This window comes from Altererythrobacter ishigakiensis (assembly GCF_001663155.1).
GTDB classification, from domain to species: Bacteria; Pseudomonadota; Alphaproteobacteria; order Sphingomonadales; family Sphingomonadaceae; genus Erythrobacter; species Erythrobacter ishigakiensis.
Genome location: NZ_CP015963.1, coordinates 1,681,586 through 1,700,902, shown reverse-complemented (window position 1 = coordinate 1,700,902; position 19,317 = coordinate 1,681,586). Strand labels below are relative to the sequence as shown.

The window sequence follows — 19,317 nt, the reverse complement described above, 5'->3', positions numbered from 1 at the left end:
TGGGCTCTTGCCGACATTGGTATGCGTGGCTAACGCAATTTCATGGACGCTACGACACTGCAGACTTTCACGTCACCTGTAGTTCTGTTCTTCGTGCTTGGCGTTTTTGCGGCATTTGTAAGATCAGATCTCGCCATTCCGGAAGCCATTGCGAAAGGCATGTCGCTCTATTTGATGGCGGCGATCGGCCTCAAGGGCGGTGTGGCGGTTGCCAAGTCAGGTATAGACGGAACGGTGATTGCGGCTCTGGTGGCCGGCATCGCAGCCGGTTTCATCCTGCCATTCTTCGCCTATGCGGTTCTTAAGACATTCGGCAGGCTCGACCGGATCAATTCGGGCGCTGTTGCCGCGCACTATGGCTCTATCAGTGTCGTAACATTCGTCACTGCAGTAGAAATTCTGACTGGCCAAGCTCGCGAACCCGGCGGATTTATGGTTGCTGTGATGGCCGCGATGGAAGCTCCGGCGATTCTCTCAGGCCTCATGCTGGCGCGCGGTCTCGGAAGCTCGGGTAACAGCGGGCAATCGACCGGTGAGATGTTACATGAGGTATTCACCAACTCGTCGATCATGTTGCTACTCGGCGCGTTCGTCATCGGGTTGATCGGCGGGGTAGATGGCTTCGCCGATGTAAGCCCATTCTTTGAGGCAGGTTTCAAAGGTGTGCTCTGCATCTTCCTGCTTGATATGGGTTTGATCGCCGCACGTCGCATGATGGATTCGCGCGCAATCACATGGCGCCTTGGCTTGATCGCTATCTTACTACCACTGATCAATGGCGCTGTCGGGACTGGCCTTGGGGTCGCAATCGGGCTTGATGCGGGTTCAGCTGCGGCGCTGGGCGTTCTTTGCGCAAGCGCCAGCTACATTGCTGTGCCCGCAGCCATGCGGTTAGCGCTGCCGGAGGCGGATCCGGGAATATACTTGACCATGTCGCTGAGCATAACCTTCCCGTTCAACGTGCTTGTCAACATTGGCCTTATTAGCGCATTTGCCGCCTATCTGACTGGTGGCGGAGGGATCATGCCATGATCGAAACTGTCACCCGCAAGCGGATTGAAATCCTGACCGACAAGGCGCTGCTGAAGCGCGTAACAGCGGCCATTGAAAGGGCTGAAATCACTGGCTGGACTGTCACTCCCGTTGACTCAGGCAAAGGGCGCGACGGGCATTGGCGCGAAGAACGCGTTATGGGAACAGACAAGGTTTTCGTTTTGACGATCGCGCCGGAAGACAAAGCGATGCAGCTTGCAGAGGATATCGCCCCTATGCTCACCTCTCACGGTTTCATACTCACCATGTGGGACGTGCAGGTTATTCGAGGCGAGCGATTCTGAGGTCTGTTTCTACGGGGGGATAGCAAGCGATGCCAGAATTTGCCGAACTGCTGAAAGGCTATCGACGTTTTCGAGAGGAAACCTACCCGCGCCAGCGCGAAAGGTTTGAACAAACCATTGCCGAAGGCCAGCAACCCAAACTGATGATAATTGGCTGTTCGGATAGCCGCGTAGATCCTGCCCAGATTTTCGACGTCGATCCGGGCGAAATTTTCGTTGTACGAAACGTTGCAGCGCTGGTTCCTCCTTTTGAAACATCACCCGGCTACCACGGCGTCTCCGCCGCAATCGAGTTTGCAGTCCAGATGCTGGAAGTTAAGCAGATCGTGGTGATGGGGCACGGTCGCTGCGGTGGCTGTCAGGCGGCGCTTACCGGAAGCATGAAGGCAAAGGAGCCCGGTAAAGGCGGGTTTGTTGCGGATTGGGTCAATCTGCTTGATGAAGCTAGTCAAATTGTCGCGGAGAAGCATGGCACGACTGGCCGCAAGGCTGAATTGGCTATGGAGTTTGCCGCCATTCGCCAAAGCCTCACCAATCTGCGGACATTCCCGTGGTTGGCAGAAAAAGAGAAGGCGGGCGCATTGAAGCTGCGCGGAGCGCATTTCTCAATCAAGGAAGGCGTACTCTATTCGCTCGACGAAGATACTGGCGAATTTCTTCCCGAGGATTAATCGCTTGCCCGGGCGCGCCATCGCCCCCACGTAAGTGCGCATGTCAGAACTTAAGAATATCGCTCTGCTGATAGATGCAGACAACACAACGCCAGACGGGATCGATCCAGTCCTAACTGTTATGGCCGAACTGGGCCAGGTCAACATACGCCGCGCATACGGAAACTTCGCGAAAGACAATCTCGCGCGGTGGGACAAGATTACCAACAAATTCGGGATCCGTCCGCAGCAACAATTCGACGTGTCAAAAGGAAAGAATGCCACCGATATGGCGATGACTATTGATGCGATCGACCTCTTATATCAGGGCAAAGTAGACGGCTTCGGGATTATGACCTCGGACAGCGATTTCACACCGCTCGTCACCCGCCTCCGCCAGGACGGGATCGTCGTCTACGGCTTCGGCGAAGCCAAGACCCCGCAAGCCTTCAAAAGCGTCTGCACCCGTTTTATTGAGATCAAGAAACTGATCGCCAACTATAAATCGGAGTTTCCTGCTCAAGATGCGCCAGACGGGTCAGATCCTGCTACGCAAGTCGATGATGAACTGATGGATTTGATCACCGCTGCATATTCAGAAGCCAAGCGTGATGAGAAGGGCTTTGCTAATCTTTCTCAGCTTGGCCAGATCGCGGGAAATCGTTCAAGCTTCGATGTACGCAATTACGGCTATAAGAGCCTCAACGAGATGTTCGCTACTCTCGACAATTTCAAACTCGAACGTCGGGACAACCAGGTTTTCGTGAAACGCCTGCGATAGTCTGTCAGCGATTAAACAAGGACGGCGCGGTTCCCACAAAGAAACCGCGCCGCCAAAATCAAATTCGAAGCTTATCTTAACTTGTGGCTGCTTCGGCCTCTGCAACCGCAGGAGCTGACGGCTCTGCCGCAGGCGTTGCGGCCGCAGCCTTTTCGCTGACATAGGCTGTCCAAAGTTTCGCGATTGGAGAACGAGCCCCACCGACTTGAGCGAATGTTTGGCTAGCTGCGTCGAATTTGCCCTGCTCAACTTGAGCAATGCCCAACCGAGTCAGAACTTCGTCACGATCCGCGCCGGACATATCAACCGCCTTGGAGTAGAAATCTTCCGCTTTGGCATACTCGCTGTAGCTCAGGAAAGCATCGCCCGCGGCCACGACTGTGCGCAAGCCAGCATCGGCAGACCGCGCGTCACTTTCCAATGCTGGCAGGTCAGCCTCGTCAGCCGCAATACGCCCGTCGGCAATCTCAAGTGAATCGGAAATATAGATGTCGTCGCGGCTAACCACGCCTGACGCGTAGCCATCCTCGATCACACGCTTGACTTCATTTGGCAAACGGCGAGCATCGGCTGCTTCGACATAATCGATATACTCGTATTTTTCCTGCATCGCGCCAACACGGTAAGAAAGCCGCATCAGATCAAGCATTGCTCCGCGCTCGTAGCTATTGAGGTTACGCACGATATTCACCGCGTCCCTCCAGTTTGTCTCCGACGGATAGGCGGCGATCCAAATCGACGCAAAGTCATAAACCTGAGGGACAACTTCATTATTGTAAGCCACGCTAAGACCGCGACGGTACCAAGCCTCATCGACAGGCTGACCAGCTGCTTTCCTGGTTTCGATTGCCGTCGCAAGGTAGTCCAGACCTTCCTGAATGCGGTTTTCAGTGATGAAGCTTTCTGCCATTGCAATCTGCATGTCAGGAACACTCACATTGTCCGCTGTGAAGTTCGCATCGATTGCAGCCTGCAGATAAGCGCGCGATCCGGCATAGTCACCGCGAGCATTCGCCAATTGGTAAGCGATAAAGTTGAAGCGACCGACATTCTCGGGCGCTACCTTGCCGCTCTCAAGCATCAAGCCCATACCTTGAAGTTGAAGACCCTGGTCACCGGTCTGCGCTCCGGCGTTGTAGATCAAGCCACCAAGCGCGTTCTTTTCGTCGGCCGACTGAGCAAGGGCAACAATCGCCGGAAACTGGCCAACGACACCAGCCGCACTGCCATCATTGGCATTCACTGCGGCCTGCAATGGAGTGAAGGCTTCGATAAACTCCTTCGAATATTCAGTGGTCTCTTTCTTCTTTTTGCGGTCGCGTTGCGCATGCGCAGGCTCTGCAATCACACCGCTAAGCATTGCAGTACCGCTCAGCAGAGCAATAGCCATAACGATTGACGAACCCGGCTTCTTTAAGGTGCGCGATTGTGAAACGAAAAGACGCATTAAAATCACTCCTGAAAACTTCGAAAATTCGCGGTTCTTCCGCGCATAAAATAGCTCACAAGGCACCCAATGGCCTGCTCTGGCGTATTTTGCAATTCCTCCTATGTGAGCCGTGCTGAACAGTCTTTGAATGACTTATCCAGCGTTGGTTAGATTCCGCGCGCACGGTGATGGTGCTTTGTGTGGAAAAAGGTCGTTTGAAGGTGCATTTATCTGCACGAAAACTGGCGAAAATCTCGCCGAAAGCCTACATTGGAAATCGATATTCCGCTGGACTTCAGCTTAACAGAACGGACCCGCTTTGAGCGACGAAACCGAAACTCTGCCCTCGCCTCAACCACTGGGCGAATTTGAACGCGTCGATATCGTCGACGAGATGAAGACGAGCTACCTCGATTACGCCATGAGCGTAATCGTTAGCCGTGCACTGCCCGATGTGCGTGACGGATTGAAGCCAGTTCACCGGCGCATTCTCTTTGCCAGTAAGGAAGGTGGTTTCGTTGCCGGGCGCCCATACCGCAAGAGTGCGAAGATCGTGGGTGACGTGATGGGTAATTATCACCCACATGGTGATGCGGCGATCTACGATGCGCTAGCGCGGATGACACAGGATTGGTCTCTGCGTGTTCCGCTGGTCGATGGCCAGGGCAATTTCGGGTCGATGGACCCGGATCCACCTGCTAGCATGCGCTACACCGAGGCACGACTTGCAAGAGTGGCGAACACACTCCTCGATGATCTCGACAAGGACACTGTCGACTTCGCGGATAACTATGACGGCTCGCTGCAAGAGCCAACTGTCCTCCCTGCCCGCTTCCCAAACCTGCTCGTCAACGGTGCAGGCGGTATTGCAGTGGGCATGGCGACCAATGTGCCGCCACATAATCTGGGCGAAGTTATCGATGGCTGCTTTGCATTCCTCGATAATCCCGCGATCACTTCCGAGGAGCTGCTTCAGTATATTCCGGGCCCCGATTTCCCGACTGCACCACTAATCTTAGGTCAATCGGGGGCAAAGGCCGCCTATACGACCGGGCGTGGTTCGATACTAATGCGTGCAAGGCACGAGATTGAGACCGGCCCCAAGGATAAGCAGTCAATCGTTCTGACTTCGATCCCTTACCAGGTTGGTAAAGCTGGCCTGGTCGAGAAGATCGCCGATGCCGCCAAGGAAAAGCGCATCGAAGGCATATCTGATATTCGCGATGAAAGCTCGCGCGAGGGCGTTCGCGTGGTGGTCGACTTGAAACGCGATGCGACGCCCGAAGTTGTTCTCAACCAGATCTGGCGACACACGCCGGCTCAGGCCAGTTTCCCTGCCAATATGCTGGCAATTCGCGGGGGGCGCCCGGAGACGCTCTCGCTTCGCGATATTATTCAAGCCTTCATCGCCTTTCGCGAAGAAGTCATAACACGCCGCACCAAATTTGAGCTCAATAAAGCACGTGACCGCGCGCACACCTTGCTCGGCCTGGTCGTTGCGGTGTCCAATCTCGATGAAGTGGTCGCAATTATTCGCGGGGCGCCCAATCCCGCTGCTGCGCGCGAGCGTTTGCTAGCCAAAGAATGGCCCATTGGAGATATTGCGCAATATATTCGCCTTGTCGAAGCGATCGATCCGACCGCGGACGAAGAAGGCGGGACATATCGCCTTTCCGAGCGGCAAGTTAAGGCCATTCTTGATCTGCGTCTGCATAGGCTGACTGCGTTGGGGCGCGATGAAATCGGAGACGAACTGAAAGAACTCTCGGTGGCGATCGAAGAGTATCTCTCAATTCTGGCGGACCGGGTGAAACTCTACGGTGTGCTGCGCGAAGAGCTCGAAGAGATCCGCAATACTTATGCCACCCCGCGTGTTTCCGAGATTGCACCGGCATGGGATGGTCTCGAGGATGAAGACCTGATTGAACGCGACGAGATGGTCGTGACCGTGACGCATGGCGGATATATCAAACGCACGCCTCTTGATACGTTCCGGGCTCAGGCTCGGGGCGGCAAGGGGCGCAGCGGCATGGCAACAAAGGACGAGGATGCCGTCGTCGAACTGTTCGTCACATCTACGCATAATCCGGTGTTGTTTTTTACCAATACCGGCCGCGTTTACCGCCTGAAGGTCTGGAAGCTCCCTGAAGGTGGGCCTCAGACCAAGGGCCGACCGATGGTAAATCTATTACCGCTGGGTGACGATGAGCGCGTGACAAATGTTCTTCCGCTACCCGAAGACGAGAGCGAGTGGGACAAGCTCAATATTGTCTTCGCTACCGAACAAGGAATGGTGCGCCGCAATTCGATGGACGCTTTCACCAATGTTCCTTCTAACGGCAAATATGCAATGGGCTTCGTGGAGGGCAGTGGCGACCGGTTGATTGGCGTCGAACTGCTGACTGAAGATCAGGAGATCTTCCTGGCTTCAGATTCAGGCAAGGCGATCCGTTTCTCTGCGACCGATGCGCGCGAGACGAAGAGCCGCACCGGTATCGGTGTGCGCGGAATGAAGCTGAAAGAAGGCCAGAAAGTCGTTTCGATGGCTGTTCTGGACGCGGGTGAACGCGACACGGAAGTGCGCGATGCGTACTTGCGAGCGGCCGCCTGGAAGAACAATGATGCCGAACCGACTCTGGATGCGAACAAGGTTGCTGAAATGGCCGAGAATGAGGAATTCATTCTCACGCTTACATCTCGCGGATACGGTAAAATTTCATCGGCGTATGAGTATCGCACGATTGGGCGTGGTGGCATGGGCCTGACCAACATAGGCGAACCTTCGGACAAGAACCGCAATGGGTCTGTAGTTGCCAGCTTCCCTGTGAAGCACGGCTCGCAATTGATGCTGGTGACGGACCAGGCCAAACTGATCCGGCTTCCGGTGGATTTCCGCCATATGATCGATGGCGGGTTCGAAACCCATGCGGGCTATTCCATTTCCGGCCGCGGCTCTTCTGGCGTGCGCATCTTCAACGTCTCCAAGGACGAGCAAATCGTTGGCGCTGCCCTTATCGATGATGAGGAAGAACCAGAGAACGAAGCTGAAGAGACAATCGTCGAAGAGATGGTCGAACGGCGCGGCGGCGGAGATGAGACAGCGCCCGAAACAACGCCACAATCTGACAAAGATATCGAGAGCGGCGCTAACGAATGAGACTGATGATCTCGCCATCCGGTCAATCTTGCGGTGCTACGGTTACCGGGGTTGATCTGGAGGGCGAGCTGTCATCGGGCCTTATATCAGAAATCCGCGAAGCATGGCTGGAGCACAAGGTTCTGGCTTTTGCCGATCAAGACATGGACGATGACGCATTAGAGCGTTTCACCTTGGCCATGGGCGGTTTTGGTCAGGACCCTTTTTTTGCTCCGATCGAAGGCCGCGAACATATCGCTGCAATTCTTCGCGAAGCAGATGAGAAAACGCCACTCTTCGCCGAGAATTGGCACAGCGACTGGAGTTTTCTTACCCGTCCACCAGCTGGAACATGCCTGCTCGCTATCGATATTCCGCCTGCTGGTGGCGACACCTTGTTCGCAAACCAAGTCGCCGCGTTTGAAGCGCTTACCGAGGAAAGGAAAGAATTCCTGCGTGGATTAACCGCGGTTCATTCTGCGCAGCTCGCCTACGCGCCTGATGGTTCTTATGGCGATAAAGACGTGGGGCGAAGCATGGACATCCGACCCGATGAGCGCGCGCGCGAAACATGCACACATCCATTGATCCAGAAGCACCCGGAAACCGGTGAAGAAGCGATCTTCTCAACACTCGGGTACATTATCGGCATAGAGGAATTGGAGCAGGCAGACGCAATTGCTCTCCTGTCAGAGCTCGCTCAATGGCAATCCAGCGATGAGTTTGTTTACCGTCAACGTTGGGAGCCTGGAATGCTGGTCATGTGGGACAATCGCAGTGTCCTTCACAAGGCAACCGGCGGTTACGAAGGCCATAGGCGCGAACTGCACCGTACTACCATCGCCGGTTACTCCGGTTGAGGCGCCTTCTCATGCCCCGGGTGTTCACCGCGCAGTGTCTGCACCACACCGGTCGCGATCAGAAATTGCCCTACAAAGTATAACGGCCAAATCAGGAATCTCGGCAAATCGCCCAGATCGAAGGTTCCCATCTGACTGAAAATGAGAAAGTCAGAGATTACAAACAGCACCGCCCCGATACCAACGCGATAGCGCGGAAAACGGCTCATCCAGGCGCACGCCGCCATGCCACCGAGCGCGAGTCCATAGAGCGCCACCGCCAGATCCTGGCTCAATACCCAACTAATGAACGGGGTACCCAGCAACAAGGCGACGCCCAACGCCTTCTGGGAACCAACCGGCTTCGCTCTCGGATTGCGTAAATAAAGCCAGATCGCAAACACGTGCGAGACGAAGAACAATCCACCACCGAGAGTGAAATCAATCTCAATACCCATGTCACCCAGCGCGCTGAACAACATTACCGCCGCCAAAATCTGGCCTTCGGAAACTGCACCGCGTCGCATTGCATAGAAGGCAAGGCACGCCACACCCGTCCCCTTAAGTGCGATTAGCCAGATTTCTCCAATCGGATTGTCGCGCAAAAAGTAGTACGCCACCGCCGCAATAACACTCGCAAGCAACCACGGCCGATGATCGATCAGTGCACGCTTTGGCATGGTATTCTCCCCTTGCGGCATAGCTAGGGCTTGATGCCCCTCTCCTGCAAGCTTAACTGCGCGATGCAATGACTTACGATGTGCATATCATAGGTGGTGGTCTCGCTGGCAGTGAAGCTGCATGGCAGCTCGCGAAGCGCGGATACAAGGTGCGCTTATCCGAAATGCGCGGGTCAGGAGAGATGACACCAGCGCACCAAACCGACGGACTGGCTGAACTGGTCTGCTCGAACAGTTTCCGTTCCGATGACGACACCAAGAATGCAGTCGGCCTGCTCCATCACGAGATGCGCGCGCTCGATTCGTTGATCATGCGTGCAGGAGGCACGGCTCAGGTCCCGGCGGGCAGCGCGATGGCGGTGGATCGCGATGTGTTCTCTGATGAAGTGACAAAGGTTCTGTCAGAACATCCCAATATCACCATAGTCCGCGAGCGCGTGGACGAATTACCTACCGCCGGCTTGACGATCGTGTCTACAGGTCCCCTGACCGCGCAGAAACTGGCCGAGAATATTGTTAAAGCAACCGGGCAGGAACGCCTTTCGTTCTTCGATGCCATCGCGCCGATTGTACACCGCGATAGTATCGACATGACCAAATGCTGGATCCAGAGCCGCTGGAACAAGCGGACCGAAGCTTCGAATGAAGATGGAGATTACATCAATTGCCCCATGACAAAGGATCAGTATTTGGCCTTCCACCAAGGATTGCTTGATGGAGAGAAGACTGATTTCCGCGACTGGGAGAAGAATACACCCTATTTCGAAGGCTGCATGCCCATCGAAGTGATGGCTGAGCGTGGTGTGGAAACACTTCGGTACGGTCCTATGAAAGGCGTCGGGCTCGACAATCCCTACGACACGACCGATGAACACCCGCAAGGTCGTTGGCCCTATGCTGTGGTTCAGCTGCGCCAGGACAACAAGCTGGGCACCTTGTGGAACATGGTCGGCTTTCAGACCAAGCTGAAGTATGGAGCGCAGATTGAGCTTTTCCGCACCATCCCCGGGCTTGAGAATGCAGAGTTTGCCCGATTGGGCGGTTTGCATCGCAATACATTCCTGAATTCGCCACTCGTGCTCGATCGCCAGCTCAGGTTGCGTGACGCTCCGCACATTCGTTTCGCTGGGCAAGTGACCGGTTGCGAGGGTTATGTAGAAAGCTCGGCAGTTGGTCTTATGGCAGGCATGATGGCGGCCTGCGAACTGGCTGGGCGGGAATGGGCTCCTCTACCTGCAACGACAGCCATGGGTGCCCTGCTCAGCCATATTACAGGGGACGCTGAGGCAGAGACTTTTCAACCGATGAACGTGAATTTTGGCCTTTTCCCACCGCTTCACGATGTAAAGAAAAAACAGCGCAAAGAAGCCTATACCTCACGCGCCAAAGCCGACATGGCTGAATGGATCAAAGCAAGCGAGGCCGTGCCGGCATAGGCTAACAACGACACGCTGAACGGCCGGTGCTGCGTTTTGGAGCAGTCGTGGCGAACTCTTTCGGCGTCAGCTTGCCGTCTCCATCAAAATCCGCGTCATCAAACTTGTTTGCGGTAGTGACCGCCCATTCCTCAAATGTGAGCAAGTTGTTTCCATCAACATCCAGCCGTCGAAAGCCGTCACTTCGGGTCGAGAGCATTTCGTTACGAGTGATGCGCCAATCACGATTGCGGTCATAGCGGAAAAAGCGGCGCTGCTCCCTAGTAAGCTCGCTCGCTTCAGGTGGAACCGGGCCCAGCATCTCGGCTGGATCGGTCAGCGGTAGTTGCTCCGGAGCGGGCGCGTCTTCTTCTGGTTCAGGCAAGGGAGGTGCGTATAACTCTACTTCAGCCCGACCCTGCCACCAGTACAGCCCCCCAGTGGCCAGTAAAAAACCAAAAAACATTCCGAAAATTATTCGGTTCATCAAGTATTCCTACACAACGGGCATGAAGATTCATATTGTTATTTTCGAATAATGCCCGCGCGAATAGCTGTCAGCGCAGCACCCCGACCTTCCATGAGTGGTCGGCCACCGCGTTTTAGCGCGCGGAGGCTCAACGCGTTTAGCACTGCCATTCCGCGATGCGGTTGAGAAAAGTGCGGGCGTAAATCGGATTCCTCTAAACCGATCCTCACGAAAAGTGCTCGCTCATCCTCTTGCGAGGTATGCGCAGTAGCATCTGCGCAGGCCCATCTTCTGGCTGCGGCTTCAACCGCCGTGTCCCCATCTGTACCGGCCCGGATCGACCGCACCCGGCCGTTAATGAAGTTCCGCGCAGCAAGTTCGGACAATGGAGGATCGCTCAACATATACTCCCATCCATCTATCAACTCACTAAGTTGAGATTCCGCCCCCACCCAATGTGCTCCGATCGCGTCGAGTACGATGTCACCTGTCGGACGGTTTGCGGGATCCTGCCTCAAGACGTCTCGCCACCATGCAAGCCGCATCTGCCCCAACGCGGGTTCAGACGTTTGCGCGATCAACTGGCCAAGCCGACGATCGAGAGCGAACAACGTCGCGAGTTTGGCCCGCAATCGCTTGGGGGTGTACTGCACCGCGATCTGTTCCGCATCGCCCAGTTCAAGCTTCTCAAGCCAATTCATGGCACTCGCTAGTCCCGTAAAGCCACCTCCTGTCAACCTTAGAAATCCAGTAAATCAGCAAGATTCCTGATAACCGCGCATGGTTTTGGTCGGGTTTTGTTAACCACACTATTGAACGTTCCGAATACCTTGCCTGCGCTATGCGCGTCCCAAAGTAGCCAATGAAGGCTGCCGAAAAGGGATTAAAACATGGGTGTACTTCGCAAGTTCAGCCGAAAACTTTGCCGCAGCAAGAGCGGTAACGCAGCGATCTTGGTCGGGTTGGGTATGCCTGCCCTGATGGGCGGTGCTGGCCTCGCGGTCGATACAGCGCAGTGGTACCTGTGGCAGCGAGAGCTTCAATTTGCAGCAGACCAAGCCGCGCTAGCGGCGGCGTGGTCACGCGGTAACGGTGACACCACCAACGCCTATATAACACGGGCCGATCAGGAATTCAGCGACAACCTGTCGATTACTGGTTCAAAGGGCGCAAGCCACACTGCAGCACTCGCTGACTATGATGGCGGAACCCAGAACAGCGTTGTTGTCACAGCAGAGGTAACAGCCAACCTGCCCTTTGCAGGGTTCGTAATGGGCCGCAGTGCCACAATTCGAGTGAATGCACAGGCGACATGGGAAACTATCGCTGAATGGCGCGCCTGCTTGTTGGCTCTCGACAAAACACAAAGCAAAGGTCTTTGGTTCAATGGCGGGCCGACCGTTAATGCGGCATGCGGTATCGGAGCGCTATCCAATAATAACAGAGCCATCGAGATCAGTGGCTCTTCGGGCACCTATGATGTGGGAAGCGTGGCAACTGCCGGCAAGATCGTCGATGAACATGGCGGCTTTGCCAACGCGACCAAAGCTGAAAACGTAGAGGACCTTTACGATCCGTTTGAGTCGCTTACGCCCCCTGACAATCCAACGCCGCGCACACTTACTTGCGCAACATCAAGCGTTACATATACGGCAAATGAGCAGACTGTGGTTTCGGTCAGCTATGATTACTTTATTGGCCGTAACGCTCGGCAAGCAGTCGCATATGGCGAGTTCATCGATGCAAAGGCGGATGAAACCAATACCTCTCAGTTGAATGGACAGACCTATACTACTCTGCCGGTCGATGAGTCTTCGACTATCGTCAGTGACTTGTATCAGGTGGCGGGGAGTGGCCCAGACAAGGTCTATGAGCAGGCCACAACGACAACCACCATCACGTACAATGTGACCGGCAATGTCAGCACCAGCGGTGAGGCAAATTTGCTCCCGGGAACTTACTCTGACTTTGACTTGAGCTGCGACACAACTCTTGCAAGCGGCATCTATGTGATCGACGGAGGTGATCTGGACGTTAACGCGCAGTATTCACTCAAAGGTTCAGGCGTCATGTTTGTTCTAAAGAATGGCGCGGGCCTGAAGATAAACGGTGGCGCGGATATCGAACTCACCGCGATGACGGTTAACGAGTTAATCGCCGCAGGCGTTGCAGCAGACGACGCGGAAGATCTTGCGGGCATGCTCATTTTCGAAGATCCGAATTCCCGTGGCTCTAATAGCAATATGATCAACGGCAATGCGTCGACGTTCCTGAACGGGGTGATCTACACTCCAAATAGCGACATCGAGATGGCAGGCACAGCTGGAGCAAACTCTGAATGCTTGATGGTTGCGGCAAAGCGCATCAACATCAGCGGTACTGCCGACCTATCTAGCTTTTGCGAATCCGGCTTTGACGAAGACAATCTGAAGGTCTTCGGCAGCGGCGGTACGCGTGTTCGGCTGGTCGCATAAGCGGGGAAAGCAATGATCAAGAAACTCGCAAAGAACGAACGCGGCAGTGTTGCAATTGAGACCGCATTCATCTTGCCGATACTGGCTACGATGGTGCTTGGCGGGCTTGAAGTCAGCAATATCGTCTCGCGCCAGGCAGAGCTTCAGACTGCAGCAGCCGAAGCTGCTCAGGTAACGCTTGCGCGTTCGCCCGACGAAGCCAGTGAACGGGCGACATTGGAGCAAATCATCGAAGCCTCCACGGGTTTAGCGACGGACAAGGTGAAGATTGACCTCAAATACCGGTGCGATACCACCGCCACGCTCATCGATGATCCTACCACGTGCGGGACAAGCGCCGTGGTGTCAGAATTCGTAATCATCACCATGGAGGACACATATACTCCTGCATGGACCGAATTCGGCGTTGGAAAGCCTGTCAATTTTAAAGTCGAACGCCGGGTGCAAATATCATGATCAAGAATGGCAGTATCCTACGCGATGAACGCGGCTCTACCATTGTTGAGTTCGCGATTCTGGCCCCAGCGATTATCGGCCTCCTGTTCGGAGTGTTTCAGGTAGGGCTTGGCATGCAGGCCAAAAACTCCATGCGTTCAATTGCACAAGAGACAGCGCGGTATGCTGTTGTCGAGTATCAGAAGCAAAACGAGATCTCAGACGCAGCAATCGAGAATTGGGCCGAAGCCCAAGCGATGAGCGCACCATATCTGCTAAACAGCTCGTTTGACGCTACCGTAACGGCTGTTGGTACGCCGCGTGTCGACGGAACTTTCGAAAAAACACTGACGCTGACCTACACACCGCCGGCAGTTGTGCCATTGGTAAACTGGGTTTCACCCAACCTTACTTATACTCGGCCGATCTTCTTGCTCGACGAATAGTCGTGTGGTGAGGCTGAAATAGGAAATGGCGGGCCGCATAGCCCGCCATTTTTTGTATATGGGTTATTTGTAGCAGACCTTCTTAGCAGCTTCGACGATGCGGGGAGCATCGATCAACGCGAGCTTTTCAAGGTTCGCAGCGTACGGCAATGGCACATCTTCGTTGCAGACGCGCAATACAGGCGCGTCGAGATGGTCGAAGCCTTCCTCCATACAGATCGCCTGCACTTCTGAAGCGATCGAACATGTTGGCCATCCCTCCTCCGCGATAACCAAGCGGTTGGTCTTGGCAAGCGAGGTCAGGACCGCTTCACGGTCGAGCGGTCGCAAGGTGCGCAAATCGATAACTTCCGTATCAATTCCTTCGCCAGCAAGTGTTTCGGCTGCCTCGAGGGCCAATCCCACGCCAATCGAATAGCTTACAATTGTGACATCGCTACCTTCGCGCATGACACGGGCTTTGCCGATCGGCAGGACATAATCGTCCAAGTCCGGAACATCGAAGCTTCGGCCATAGACCAGCTCGTTTTCAAGGAAGACGACCGGGTCTTCGCTGCGGATAGCCGCTTTCATCAAACCTTTCGCATCCGCGCTGTCGTAAGGCGCGATCACAATCAGACCGGGCACACTTGCGTACCAAGGGCCATAGTTCTGGCTGTGCTGCGCTCCCACGCGGCTCGCCGCGCCATTAGGGCCACGGAAAACAACCGGGCAGCGCATCTGACCGCCAGACATGTAATTGGTTTTGGCAGCGGAGTTGATGATGTGGTCGATTGCCTGCATCGCAAAGTTGAAAGTCATGAACTCGACGATCGGACGCAAGCCACCCATCGCCGCACCAGTTCCGATACCAGCGAAACCGTATTCGGTGATCGGAGTATCGATAACGCGCTTCGGGCCAAACTCGTCGAGCAACCCCTGGGTGACCTTGTAAGCCCCCTGATATTCGGCGACCTCCTCGCCCATCACGAAAACGCGTTCGTCACGGCGCATTTCTTCGGCCATGCCATCGCGCAGAGCTTCACGAACCGAAACGCTGGTGAAGCTCGTGCCCTCCGGAATTGAAGGGTCTGATTTCGGCTGAGCAACTGATTTTGCTGCAGGGGCAGGCGTAGGCGCTGGTTCGGGTGCCGGGTCAGGTGCGGCTGCGGGCGCAGCTTCCGATGTGCTTGCTTCGCCACCCTCGCCTTCCAGCTCAGCAATCACAGTGCCCACTGCAACATTCTCTGTGCCTTCAGCGACAAGTATCTTGGAGATTACACCTTCATCAATGGCTTCGAATTCCATCGTCGCCTTGTCGGTTTCAATCTCGGCGATGATATCGCCGGGCTCAATCGTGTCGCCTTCCTGCTTCAGCCACTTCGCAAGCGTACCTTCTTCCATGGTGGGCGAAAGTGCAGGCATCTTGAGTTCAATAGCCATGGCTCAATACTCCTCCACCAGAACATCTGTGTAGAGTTCAGCCGGTTCGGGCTCAGGCGAGGTCTCGGCGAAGTCAGCGCTTTCTGCGACGCGCGCACGGATCGCCTTGTCGATGGCCTTCAATTCCTCTTCGGTCTTGCCTTTCTCCATCAGCACCTTCTTCAACGCCTCAATCGGGTCCCGTGTGTCCCGCATTCCCTGAACTTCCTCACGCGTGCGATACTTGGCAGGGTCGGACATCGAGTGTCCGCGATAACGGTAGGTGTTGCATTCGATCAGAACCGGTCCACCGCCTTCGCGCACATGCTTGAACGCGATCTCTGCGGCGTTACGAACTTCGAGAACGTCCATGCCGTTCACATCCATACCTGGGATACGGAATGCTGTGCCGCGGCGGTGGAATTCGGTCTCTGCACTGGAGCGGACGGTACTCGTACCCATCGCATACTGGTTGTTTTCAACAACGAATACGATCGGCAAGTTCCATAGAGCCGCCATGTTGAAGGTCTCATATACCTGTCCCTGGTTCGCAGCCCCGTCACCGAAATAGGCGAGACACAACCCGCCATCTTCATTGTACTTATGAGCCAGTGCCAAGCCACCACCCAAGGCAACCTGCGCACCAACGATACCATGACCGCCGTAGAACTTATGCTCGGTGCTGAACATGTGCATCGAGCCGCCCTTACCCTTCGATATACCTGCCTGGCGTCCGGTAAGCTCAGCCATGATGACATTCGGATCGATGCCATATGCAAGCATGTGGCCGTGATCGCGATAGCCGGTGATCACGCTATCCTTGTCATTATCGAGCGCGCTTTGAAGACCGATCGCCACTGCTTCCTGACCGATATACAGGTGACAGAAACCGCCAATCAGCCCTAGCCCGTAAAGCTGACCGGCTTTCTCCTCAAAACGGCGGATAAGCAGCATCTGCTCGTAAAAAGTGAGCAGTTCTTCTTCGCTGGCGTCGTATTTCGGGCTCTTCTCATGCGCTTCCTGAAGAGAATGGAGCACGAAATCGAGATTGTCAGATGCAGATGATTTTGTGGACGACTTCTTCGTCGTTTTCGCGGCTTTGGCCAAAGCTCAAATCCTTGCTTGTTGTTCTACCCTGAGGGATGTCTTGCGCGCATCCTATAGGCGCAAGCAGCGCCGTTACGCAACGTCAAGAGCGCGTCCTGCATACGAAATCTTCTGATGGTTTTGACTCGTCTAAGCGCAGTTCAGTGCTCTTCGAGTGTGATCACAATTTCGTCCGGATGAACCACATTGAGGTTTTCGCGGAGAAGCTCGCCGACCAGATCCGGATCAGCACCATCTGGGCTTAGTCGATCAACCTTGTTCTTGAGCATGTCCCTGCGTGTTTCGAGCGCGGCAATCTGTGCATGCCTCTGCTTGAGGAGCTCTTCACTTTCATTCCAAGTAAGCAAACCGGTTGGCCCAACGATGGCAAAACCAGCAAACATAAGCAAAGCTGCCAATGCTACCCCTTGCCGTATCTGTTCGTGTAGTGGTTTGCGCATGTCCGCCCCGATCTCCGACACGCACAGAATCATAGTTAATCGCCGCACGCAAGCGCTTTGTTTAACAAATCAGTATGAACGCGGCAGTCCGAGCACGTGCTCAGACAGATACGACAGAATCAGGTTGGTCGAAATTGGCGCAACTGTGTAAAGCCGCGCCTCGCGGAACTTGCGCTCGACATCGTATTCTTCCGCAAAACCGAAACCGCCAAAAGTCTGAACACACATATCCGCGGCCGCCCAGCTCGCCTCAGAGGCCAACAGTTTCGCCATATTCGCTTCCTCGCCCGGATTTCCGCCCTGATCATAAACATCGGCAGCATGGTGCACCATCAACTCGGCTGCGCGCATTTGGGCGTAGCAACGCGCGATCGGAAACTGCACACCCTGGTTCTTACCAATTGGCCGGCTGAAAACTTCGCGTTCGCTAGCGTAGCCTTTGGCTTTCTCAATGAACCATTTGGCATCACCAATACATTCCGCAGCGATCAATATACGCTCGGCGTTCATGCCTGAGAGAATGTAGCGGAAGCCCTTCCCTTCCTCGCCGATCAATGCACTCGCCGGGATACGCATGTCGTCAAAGAATACTTCGCAGGATGAATGATTCATCATCGTACGAATTGGCTTGATCGTCATCCCCTTCCCGATGACTTCGCGCATATCAACAAGGAAAATCGAAAGTCCCTCGGTGCGCTTCGCGACCTGATCCCGCGGTGTAGTCCGCGCCAAAAGCAGCATCAGGTCAGAATGTTCAGCCCGGCTTGTCCATATCTTCTGACCATTGACGACATATTCATCTCCGTCACGGACGGCGCGGGTTTTTAGCGATAGCGTATCAGTGCCGCTTGTCGGTTCCGACACGCCAAATGCCTGAAGGCGCAGCTCTCCGCTCGCAATCTTCGGAAGATAATTGGCCTTCTGCTTCTCACTTCCGTAACGCAGCAATGTATTCATGATGTACATTTGTGCGTGCGCCGCACCACCATTGCATCCGCTGGCCTGGATTTCCTCCATGATGACCGCCGCCGCATCAAGCTTAAGTCCGCTTCCGCCGAACTCTTCTGGTATTAGAGCCGCCAAAAAACCGGACCTTGTCAAGGCATCGACAAATTCGGCCGGATAATCGCGCGTGCGATCTTTCTCTCGCCAATATTCGCCAGGGAATTCATCGCACAAAGCACGTACCGCACGACGGATTTCAGCCAGTTCTTCACTTTCCTGCATATGAGCCGGAGATCCTCTCTATCTTGCGCGCGCTGCTTGCCCAAGTGTAGGCGCCAAGTCCACCTCCCCAAGTTGATAGATGTGAAACTCTAGGGACCTTTTCGGAACCGCGGTGATGCTTTATTCATTGCAATTGCAAGCAACAGAAAGACCCGCACATGCTCTCTCAGATCGATTACCAGGTAACGTCCATGTGGAACAGCTTTGTGTCTACGCTACCGGTCCTGGTCATCGCCATAATAGTTTTGCTTGTTACAGGTCTTGTCGCCGGTTCAGCAGCTAAAATCGCGGACAAGATTACTGGTAAGACAGAGCTACGACCATCGCTGCGCAACCTGATCGAGACATTGGTCAAACTGGCGATCTGGCTGTTTGGCGTGATGTTGGCAGCGATCATCGTGTTCCCCGATTTGACACCCGGCAGCCTGTTTGCCGGGCTTGGCATTGGCGCAGTGGCAATCGGTTTCGCGTTTCAGGATATCTTCGAAAATTTCCTTGCTGGCGTTCTTATCATGCTGCGCGAAAAGATGCGGATCGGTGATGTGATCGAATGCGAAGGCATCAATGGAAAGGTCGAACATATCACCTTGCGCGAGACACATATCCGCGCGGCTTCGGGTGAGCTTACCGTCGTTCCCAACTCAATCCTGTTCAAGAGCCCGGTTGAGATACTGACCGATGTCGAACAACGTTGCCATACAGTTGTGGTCGGGGTGTCCTATGACACCGATCTGGATCAGGCGGCAGAGGTTATCCGAACTGCCGTGGAAACCGTTGACGCTGTCGATGTCGGAAAGGGCATCGATGTGTTCGCTTGCGAGTTCAACTCCAGTTCGGTCGATTTCCTGGTTCGATGGTGGGCCGGTGCAGCTCCGCGTGCCGGGCACGAGAGCCGCGACAAAATCATTCGCGCGATTAAGTCAGGTCTGGATAATGCGGGTATCGAGGTACCATTCCCATATGTCACGCACACGTTCAAAGAGCCCGTTCCTCTCGACAAATAATCTTCGCTACTTAAGCAACTGGCAATTGGGTTTTTTCATGCTACTCA

19 protein-coding genes are annotated in these 19,317 nt (G+C 54.7%); 11 read left to right on the top strand and 8 right to left on the bottom strand.

Going from position 1 to position 19,317, the window contains the following annotated elements; translation table 11 throughout:
* The first annotated feature begins 42 nt into the window (after nucleotides 1-42).
* Genes A6F69_RS08055 through A6F69_RS08040 form a run of 4 tightly spaced genes read left to right on the top strand, consistent with a single transcriptional unit; the run spans nucleotide 43 to nucleotide 2,768 of the window.
* Nucleotides 43-1,032, top strand: coding sequence for a sodium-dependent bicarbonate transport family permease (locus A6F69_RS08055; RefSeq protein WP_067599632.1), 990 nt, complete (start codon nucleotides 43-45; stop codon nucleotides 1,030-1,032).
* Nucleotides 1,029-1,337: a P-II family nitrogen regulator gene (locus A6F69_RS08050; protein ID WP_067599629.1), complete on the top strand. Its 309-nt coding sequence runs from the start codon at nucleotides 1,029-1,031 to the stop codon at nucleotides 1,335-1,337. The genes A6F69_RS08055 and A6F69_RS08050 overlap by 4 nt, the downstream gene beginning before the upstream one ends.
* Nucleotides 1,338-1,366: 29 nt before the next feature.
* Nucleotides 1,367-2,008, top strand: coding sequence for a carbonic anhydrase (locus A6F69_RS08045; RefSeq protein WP_067599627.1), 642 nt, complete (start codon nucleotides 1,367-1,369; stop codon nucleotides 2,006-2,008).
* A 40-nt stretch (nucleotides 2,009-2,048) separates the two neighbouring features.
* Nucleotides 2,049-2,768 (top strand): NYN domain-containing protein, encoded by a 720-nt coding sequence (locus A6F69_RS08040; RefSeq protein ID WP_067599624.1) that lies wholly within the window; start codon nucleotides 2,049-2,051, stop codon nucleotides 2,766-2,768.
* Between the two features lie 76 nt (nucleotides 2,769-2,844).
* On the opposite strand, the gene A6F69_RS08035 is transcribed toward A6F69_RS08040, so the two are convergent.
* A complete protein-coding gene (locus A6F69_RS08035; RefSeq protein WP_067599621.1) occupies nucleotides 2,845-4,215 on the bottom strand; it encodes a hypothetical protein in 1,371 nt (456 codons plus the stop codon).
* 301 nt (nucleotides 4,216-4,516) lie between these two features.
* On the opposite strand from A6F69_RS08035, the gene gyrA reads away from it, so the two are divergent.
* Nucleotides 4,517-7,354, top strand: a complete 2,838-nt coding sequence (gyrA, locus tag A6F69_RS08030; RefSeq protein ID WP_067599618.1) for a DNA gyrase subunit A — start codon at nucleotides 4,517-4,519, stop codon at nucleotides 7,352-7,354.
* A gap of 5 nt (nucleotides 7,355-7,359) precedes the next feature.
* A complete protein-coding gene (locus A6F69_RS08025; RefSeq protein ID WP_245638213.1) occupies nucleotides 7,360-8,193 on the top strand; it encodes a TauD/TfdA dioxygenase family protein in 834 nt (277 codons plus the stop codon).
* Here A6F69_RS08025 and A6F69_RS08020 read toward each other — a convergent pair.
* A complete protein-coding gene (locus tag A6F69_RS08020) occupies nucleotides 8,181-8,852 on the bottom strand; it encodes a lysoplasmalogenase family protein (RefSeq protein ID WP_067602816.1) in 672 nt (223 codons plus the stop codon). The genes A6F69_RS08025 and A6F69_RS08020 overlap by 13 nt on opposite strands.
* A gap of 68 nt (nucleotides 8,853-8,920) precedes the next feature.
* On the opposite strand from A6F69_RS08020, the gene trmFO reads away from it, so the two are divergent.
* Nucleotides 8,921-10,288: a methylenetetrahydrofolate--tRNA-(uracil(54)-C(5))-methyltransferase (FADH(2)-oxidizing) TrmFO gene (gene trmFO / locus A6F69_RS08015; RefSeq protein ID WP_067599613.1), complete on the top strand. Its 1,368-nt coding sequence runs from the start codon at nucleotides 8,921-8,923 to the stop codon at nucleotides 10,286-10,288.
* 1 nt (nucleotide 10,289) lies between these two features.
* On the opposite strand, the gene A6F69_RS08010 is transcribed toward trmFO, so the two are convergent.
* The gene (locus tag A6F69_RS08010; protein WP_342669849.1) at nucleotides 10,290-10,652 is read right to left on the bottom strand and encodes an EF-hand domain-containing protein; all 363 of its coding nucleotides are present in this window, start codon (nucleotides 10,650-10,652) and stop codon (nucleotides 10,290-10,292) included.
* Nucleotides 10,653-10,792: 140 nt separating this feature from the next.
* Nucleotides 10,793-11,437 (bottom strand): hypothetical protein, encoded by a 645-nt coding sequence (locus A6F69_RS08005; RefSeq protein WP_067599608.1) that lies wholly within the window; start codon nucleotides 11,435-11,437, stop codon nucleotides 10,793-10,795.
* Between the two features lie 189 nt (nucleotides 11,438-11,626).
* On the opposite strand from A6F69_RS08005, the gene A6F69_RS08000 reads away from it, so the two are divergent.
* The 3 genes from A6F69_RS08000 to A6F69_RS07990 are packed head-to-tail and all read left to right on the top strand — an operon-like array spanning nucleotide 11,627 to nucleotide 14,091.
* Nucleotides 11,627-13,210: a pilus assembly protein TadG-related protein gene (locus A6F69_RS08000; RefSeq protein WP_067599605.1), complete on the top strand. Its 1,584-nt coding sequence runs from the start codon at nucleotides 11,627-11,629 to the stop codon at nucleotides 13,208-13,210.
* A gap of 12 nt (nucleotides 13,211-13,222) precedes the next feature.
* Nucleotides 13,223-13,666, top strand: coding sequence for a TadE/TadG family type IV pilus assembly protein (locus tag A6F69_RS07995; protein WP_067599602.1), 444 nt, complete (start codon nucleotides 13,223-13,225; stop codon nucleotides 13,664-13,666).
* Nucleotides 13,663-14,091, top strand: a complete 429-nt coding sequence (locus A6F69_RS07990; protein ID WP_067599599.1) for a TadE/TadG family type IV pilus assembly protein — start codon at nucleotides 13,663-13,665, stop codon at nucleotides 14,089-14,091. Before A6F69_RS07995 ends, A6F69_RS07990 begins: the two co-directional genes overlap by 4 nt.
* Before the next feature lie 63 nt (nucleotides 14,092-14,154).
* Here the strand turns inward: A6F69_RS07990 and A6F69_RS07985 are convergent, their stop codons facing one another.
* The 4 genes from A6F69_RS07985 to A6F69_RS07970 all read right to left on the bottom strand — a co-directional run bounded on the left by A6F69_RS07985 (nucleotide 14,155) and on the right by A6F69_RS07970 (nucleotide 18,266).
* Nucleotides 14,155-15,513, bottom strand: coding sequence for a pyruvate dehydrogenase complex E1 component subunit beta (locus A6F69_RS07985; RefSeq protein WP_067599596.1), 1,359 nt, complete (start codon nucleotides 15,511-15,513; stop codon nucleotides 14,155-14,157).
* Between the two features lie 3 nt (nucleotides 15,514-15,516).
* Nucleotides 15,517-16,599 carry a pyruvate dehydrogenase (acetyl-transferring) E1 component subunit alpha gene (gene pdhA / locus A6F69_RS07980; RefSeq protein WP_067599594.1) on the bottom strand — a complete coding sequence of 361 codons (1,083 nt, stop codon included), beginning with the start codon at nucleotides 16,597-16,599 and terminating at the stop codon, nucleotides 15,517-15,519.
* A 140-nt stretch (nucleotides 16,600-16,739) separates the two neighbouring features.
* On the bottom strand, nucleotides 16,740-17,039 hold the full coding sequence (locus A6F69_RS07975; protein WP_067602813.1) for an FtsB family cell division protein: 300 nt from the start codon (nucleotides 17,037-17,039) through the stop codon (nucleotides 16,740-16,742).
* A 69-nt stretch (nucleotides 17,040-17,108) separates the two neighbouring features.
* Nucleotides 17,109-18,266, bottom strand: a complete 1,158-nt coding sequence (locus A6F69_RS07970; RefSeq protein WP_067599591.1) for an acyl-CoA dehydrogenase family protein — start codon at nucleotides 18,264-18,266, stop codon at nucleotides 17,109-17,111.
* A gap of 158 nt (nucleotides 18,267-18,424) precedes the next feature.
* Here A6F69_RS07970 and A6F69_RS07965 point away from each other — a divergent pair, with 158 nt between their 5' ends.
* Nucleotides 18,425-19,270 (top strand): mechanosensitive ion channel family protein, encoded by an 846-nt coding sequence (locus A6F69_RS07965; RefSeq protein ID WP_067599588.1) that lies wholly within the window; start codon nucleotides 18,425-18,427, stop codon nucleotides 19,268-19,270.
* Nucleotides 19,271-19,317: the final 47 nt, after the last annotated feature.

Bases quoted from the DNA above. Each gene is read 5' to 3' on its own strand.
- A6F69_RS08020 (WP_067602816.1), bottom strand. From the start codon at position 8,852: ATGCCAAAGCGTGCACTGATCGATCATCGGCCGTGGTTGCTTGCGAGT.
- trmFO (WP_067599613.1), top strand. From the start codon at position 8,921: ATGACTTACGATGTGCATATCATAGGTGGTGGTCTCGCTGGCAGTGAA.
- A6F69_RS07985 (WP_067599596.1), bottom strand. From the start codon at position 15,513: ATGGCTATTGAACTCAAGATGCCTGCACTTTCGCCCACCATGGAAGAA.
- A6F69_RS07965 (WP_067599588.1), top strand. From the start codon at position 18,425: ATGCTCTCTCAGATCGATTACCAGGTAACGTCCATGTGGAACAGCTTT.
- A6F69_RS07990 (WP_067599599.1), top strand. From the start codon at position 13,663: ATGATCAAGAATGGCAGTATCCTACGCGATGAACGCGGCTCTACCATT.
- A6F69_RS08035 (WP_067599621.1), bottom strand. From the start codon at position 4,215: ATGCGTCTTTTCGTTTCACAATCGCGCACCTTAAAGAAGCCGGGTTCG.
- A6F69_RS08000 (WP_067599605.1), top strand. From the start codon at position 11,627: ATGGGTGTACTTCGCAAGTTCAGCCGAAAACTTTGCCGCAGCAAGAGC.
- A6F69_RS08055 (WP_067599632.1), top strand. From the start codon at position 43: ATGGACGCTACGACACTGCAGACTTTCACGTCACCTGTAGTTCTGTTC.
- A6F69_RS08050 (WP_067599629.1), top strand. From the start codon at position 1,029: ATGATCGAAACTGTCACCCGCAAGCGGATTGAAATCCTGACCGACAAG.
- A6F69_RS07975 (WP_067602813.1), bottom strand. From the start codon at position 17,039: ATGCGCAAACCACTACACGAACAGATACGGCAAGGGGTAGCATTGGCA.
- A6F69_RS07995 (WP_067599602.1), top strand. From the start codon at position 13,223: ATGATCAAGAAACTCGCAAAGAACGAACGCGGCAGTGTTGCAATTGAG.
- A6F69_RS08040 (WP_067599624.1), top strand. From the start codon at position 2,049: ATGTCAGAACTTAAGAATATCGCTCTGCTGATAGATGCAGACAACACA.
- A6F69_RS07970 (WP_067599591.1), bottom strand. From the start codon at position 18,266: ATGCAGGAAAGTGAAGAACTGGCTGAAATCCGTCGTGCGGTACGTGCT.
- A6F69_RS08025 (WP_245638213.1), top strand. From the start codon at position 7,360: ATGATCTCGCCATCCGGTCAATCTTGCGGTGCTACGGTTACCGGGGTT.
- A6F69_RS08045 (WP_067599627.1), top strand. From the start codon at position 1,367: ATGCCAGAATTTGCCGAACTGCTGAAAGGCTATCGACGTTTTCGAGAG.
- A6F69_RS08005 (WP_067599608.1), bottom strand. From the start codon at position 11,437: ATGAATTGGCTTGAGAAGCTTGAACTGGGCGATGCGGAACAGATCGCG.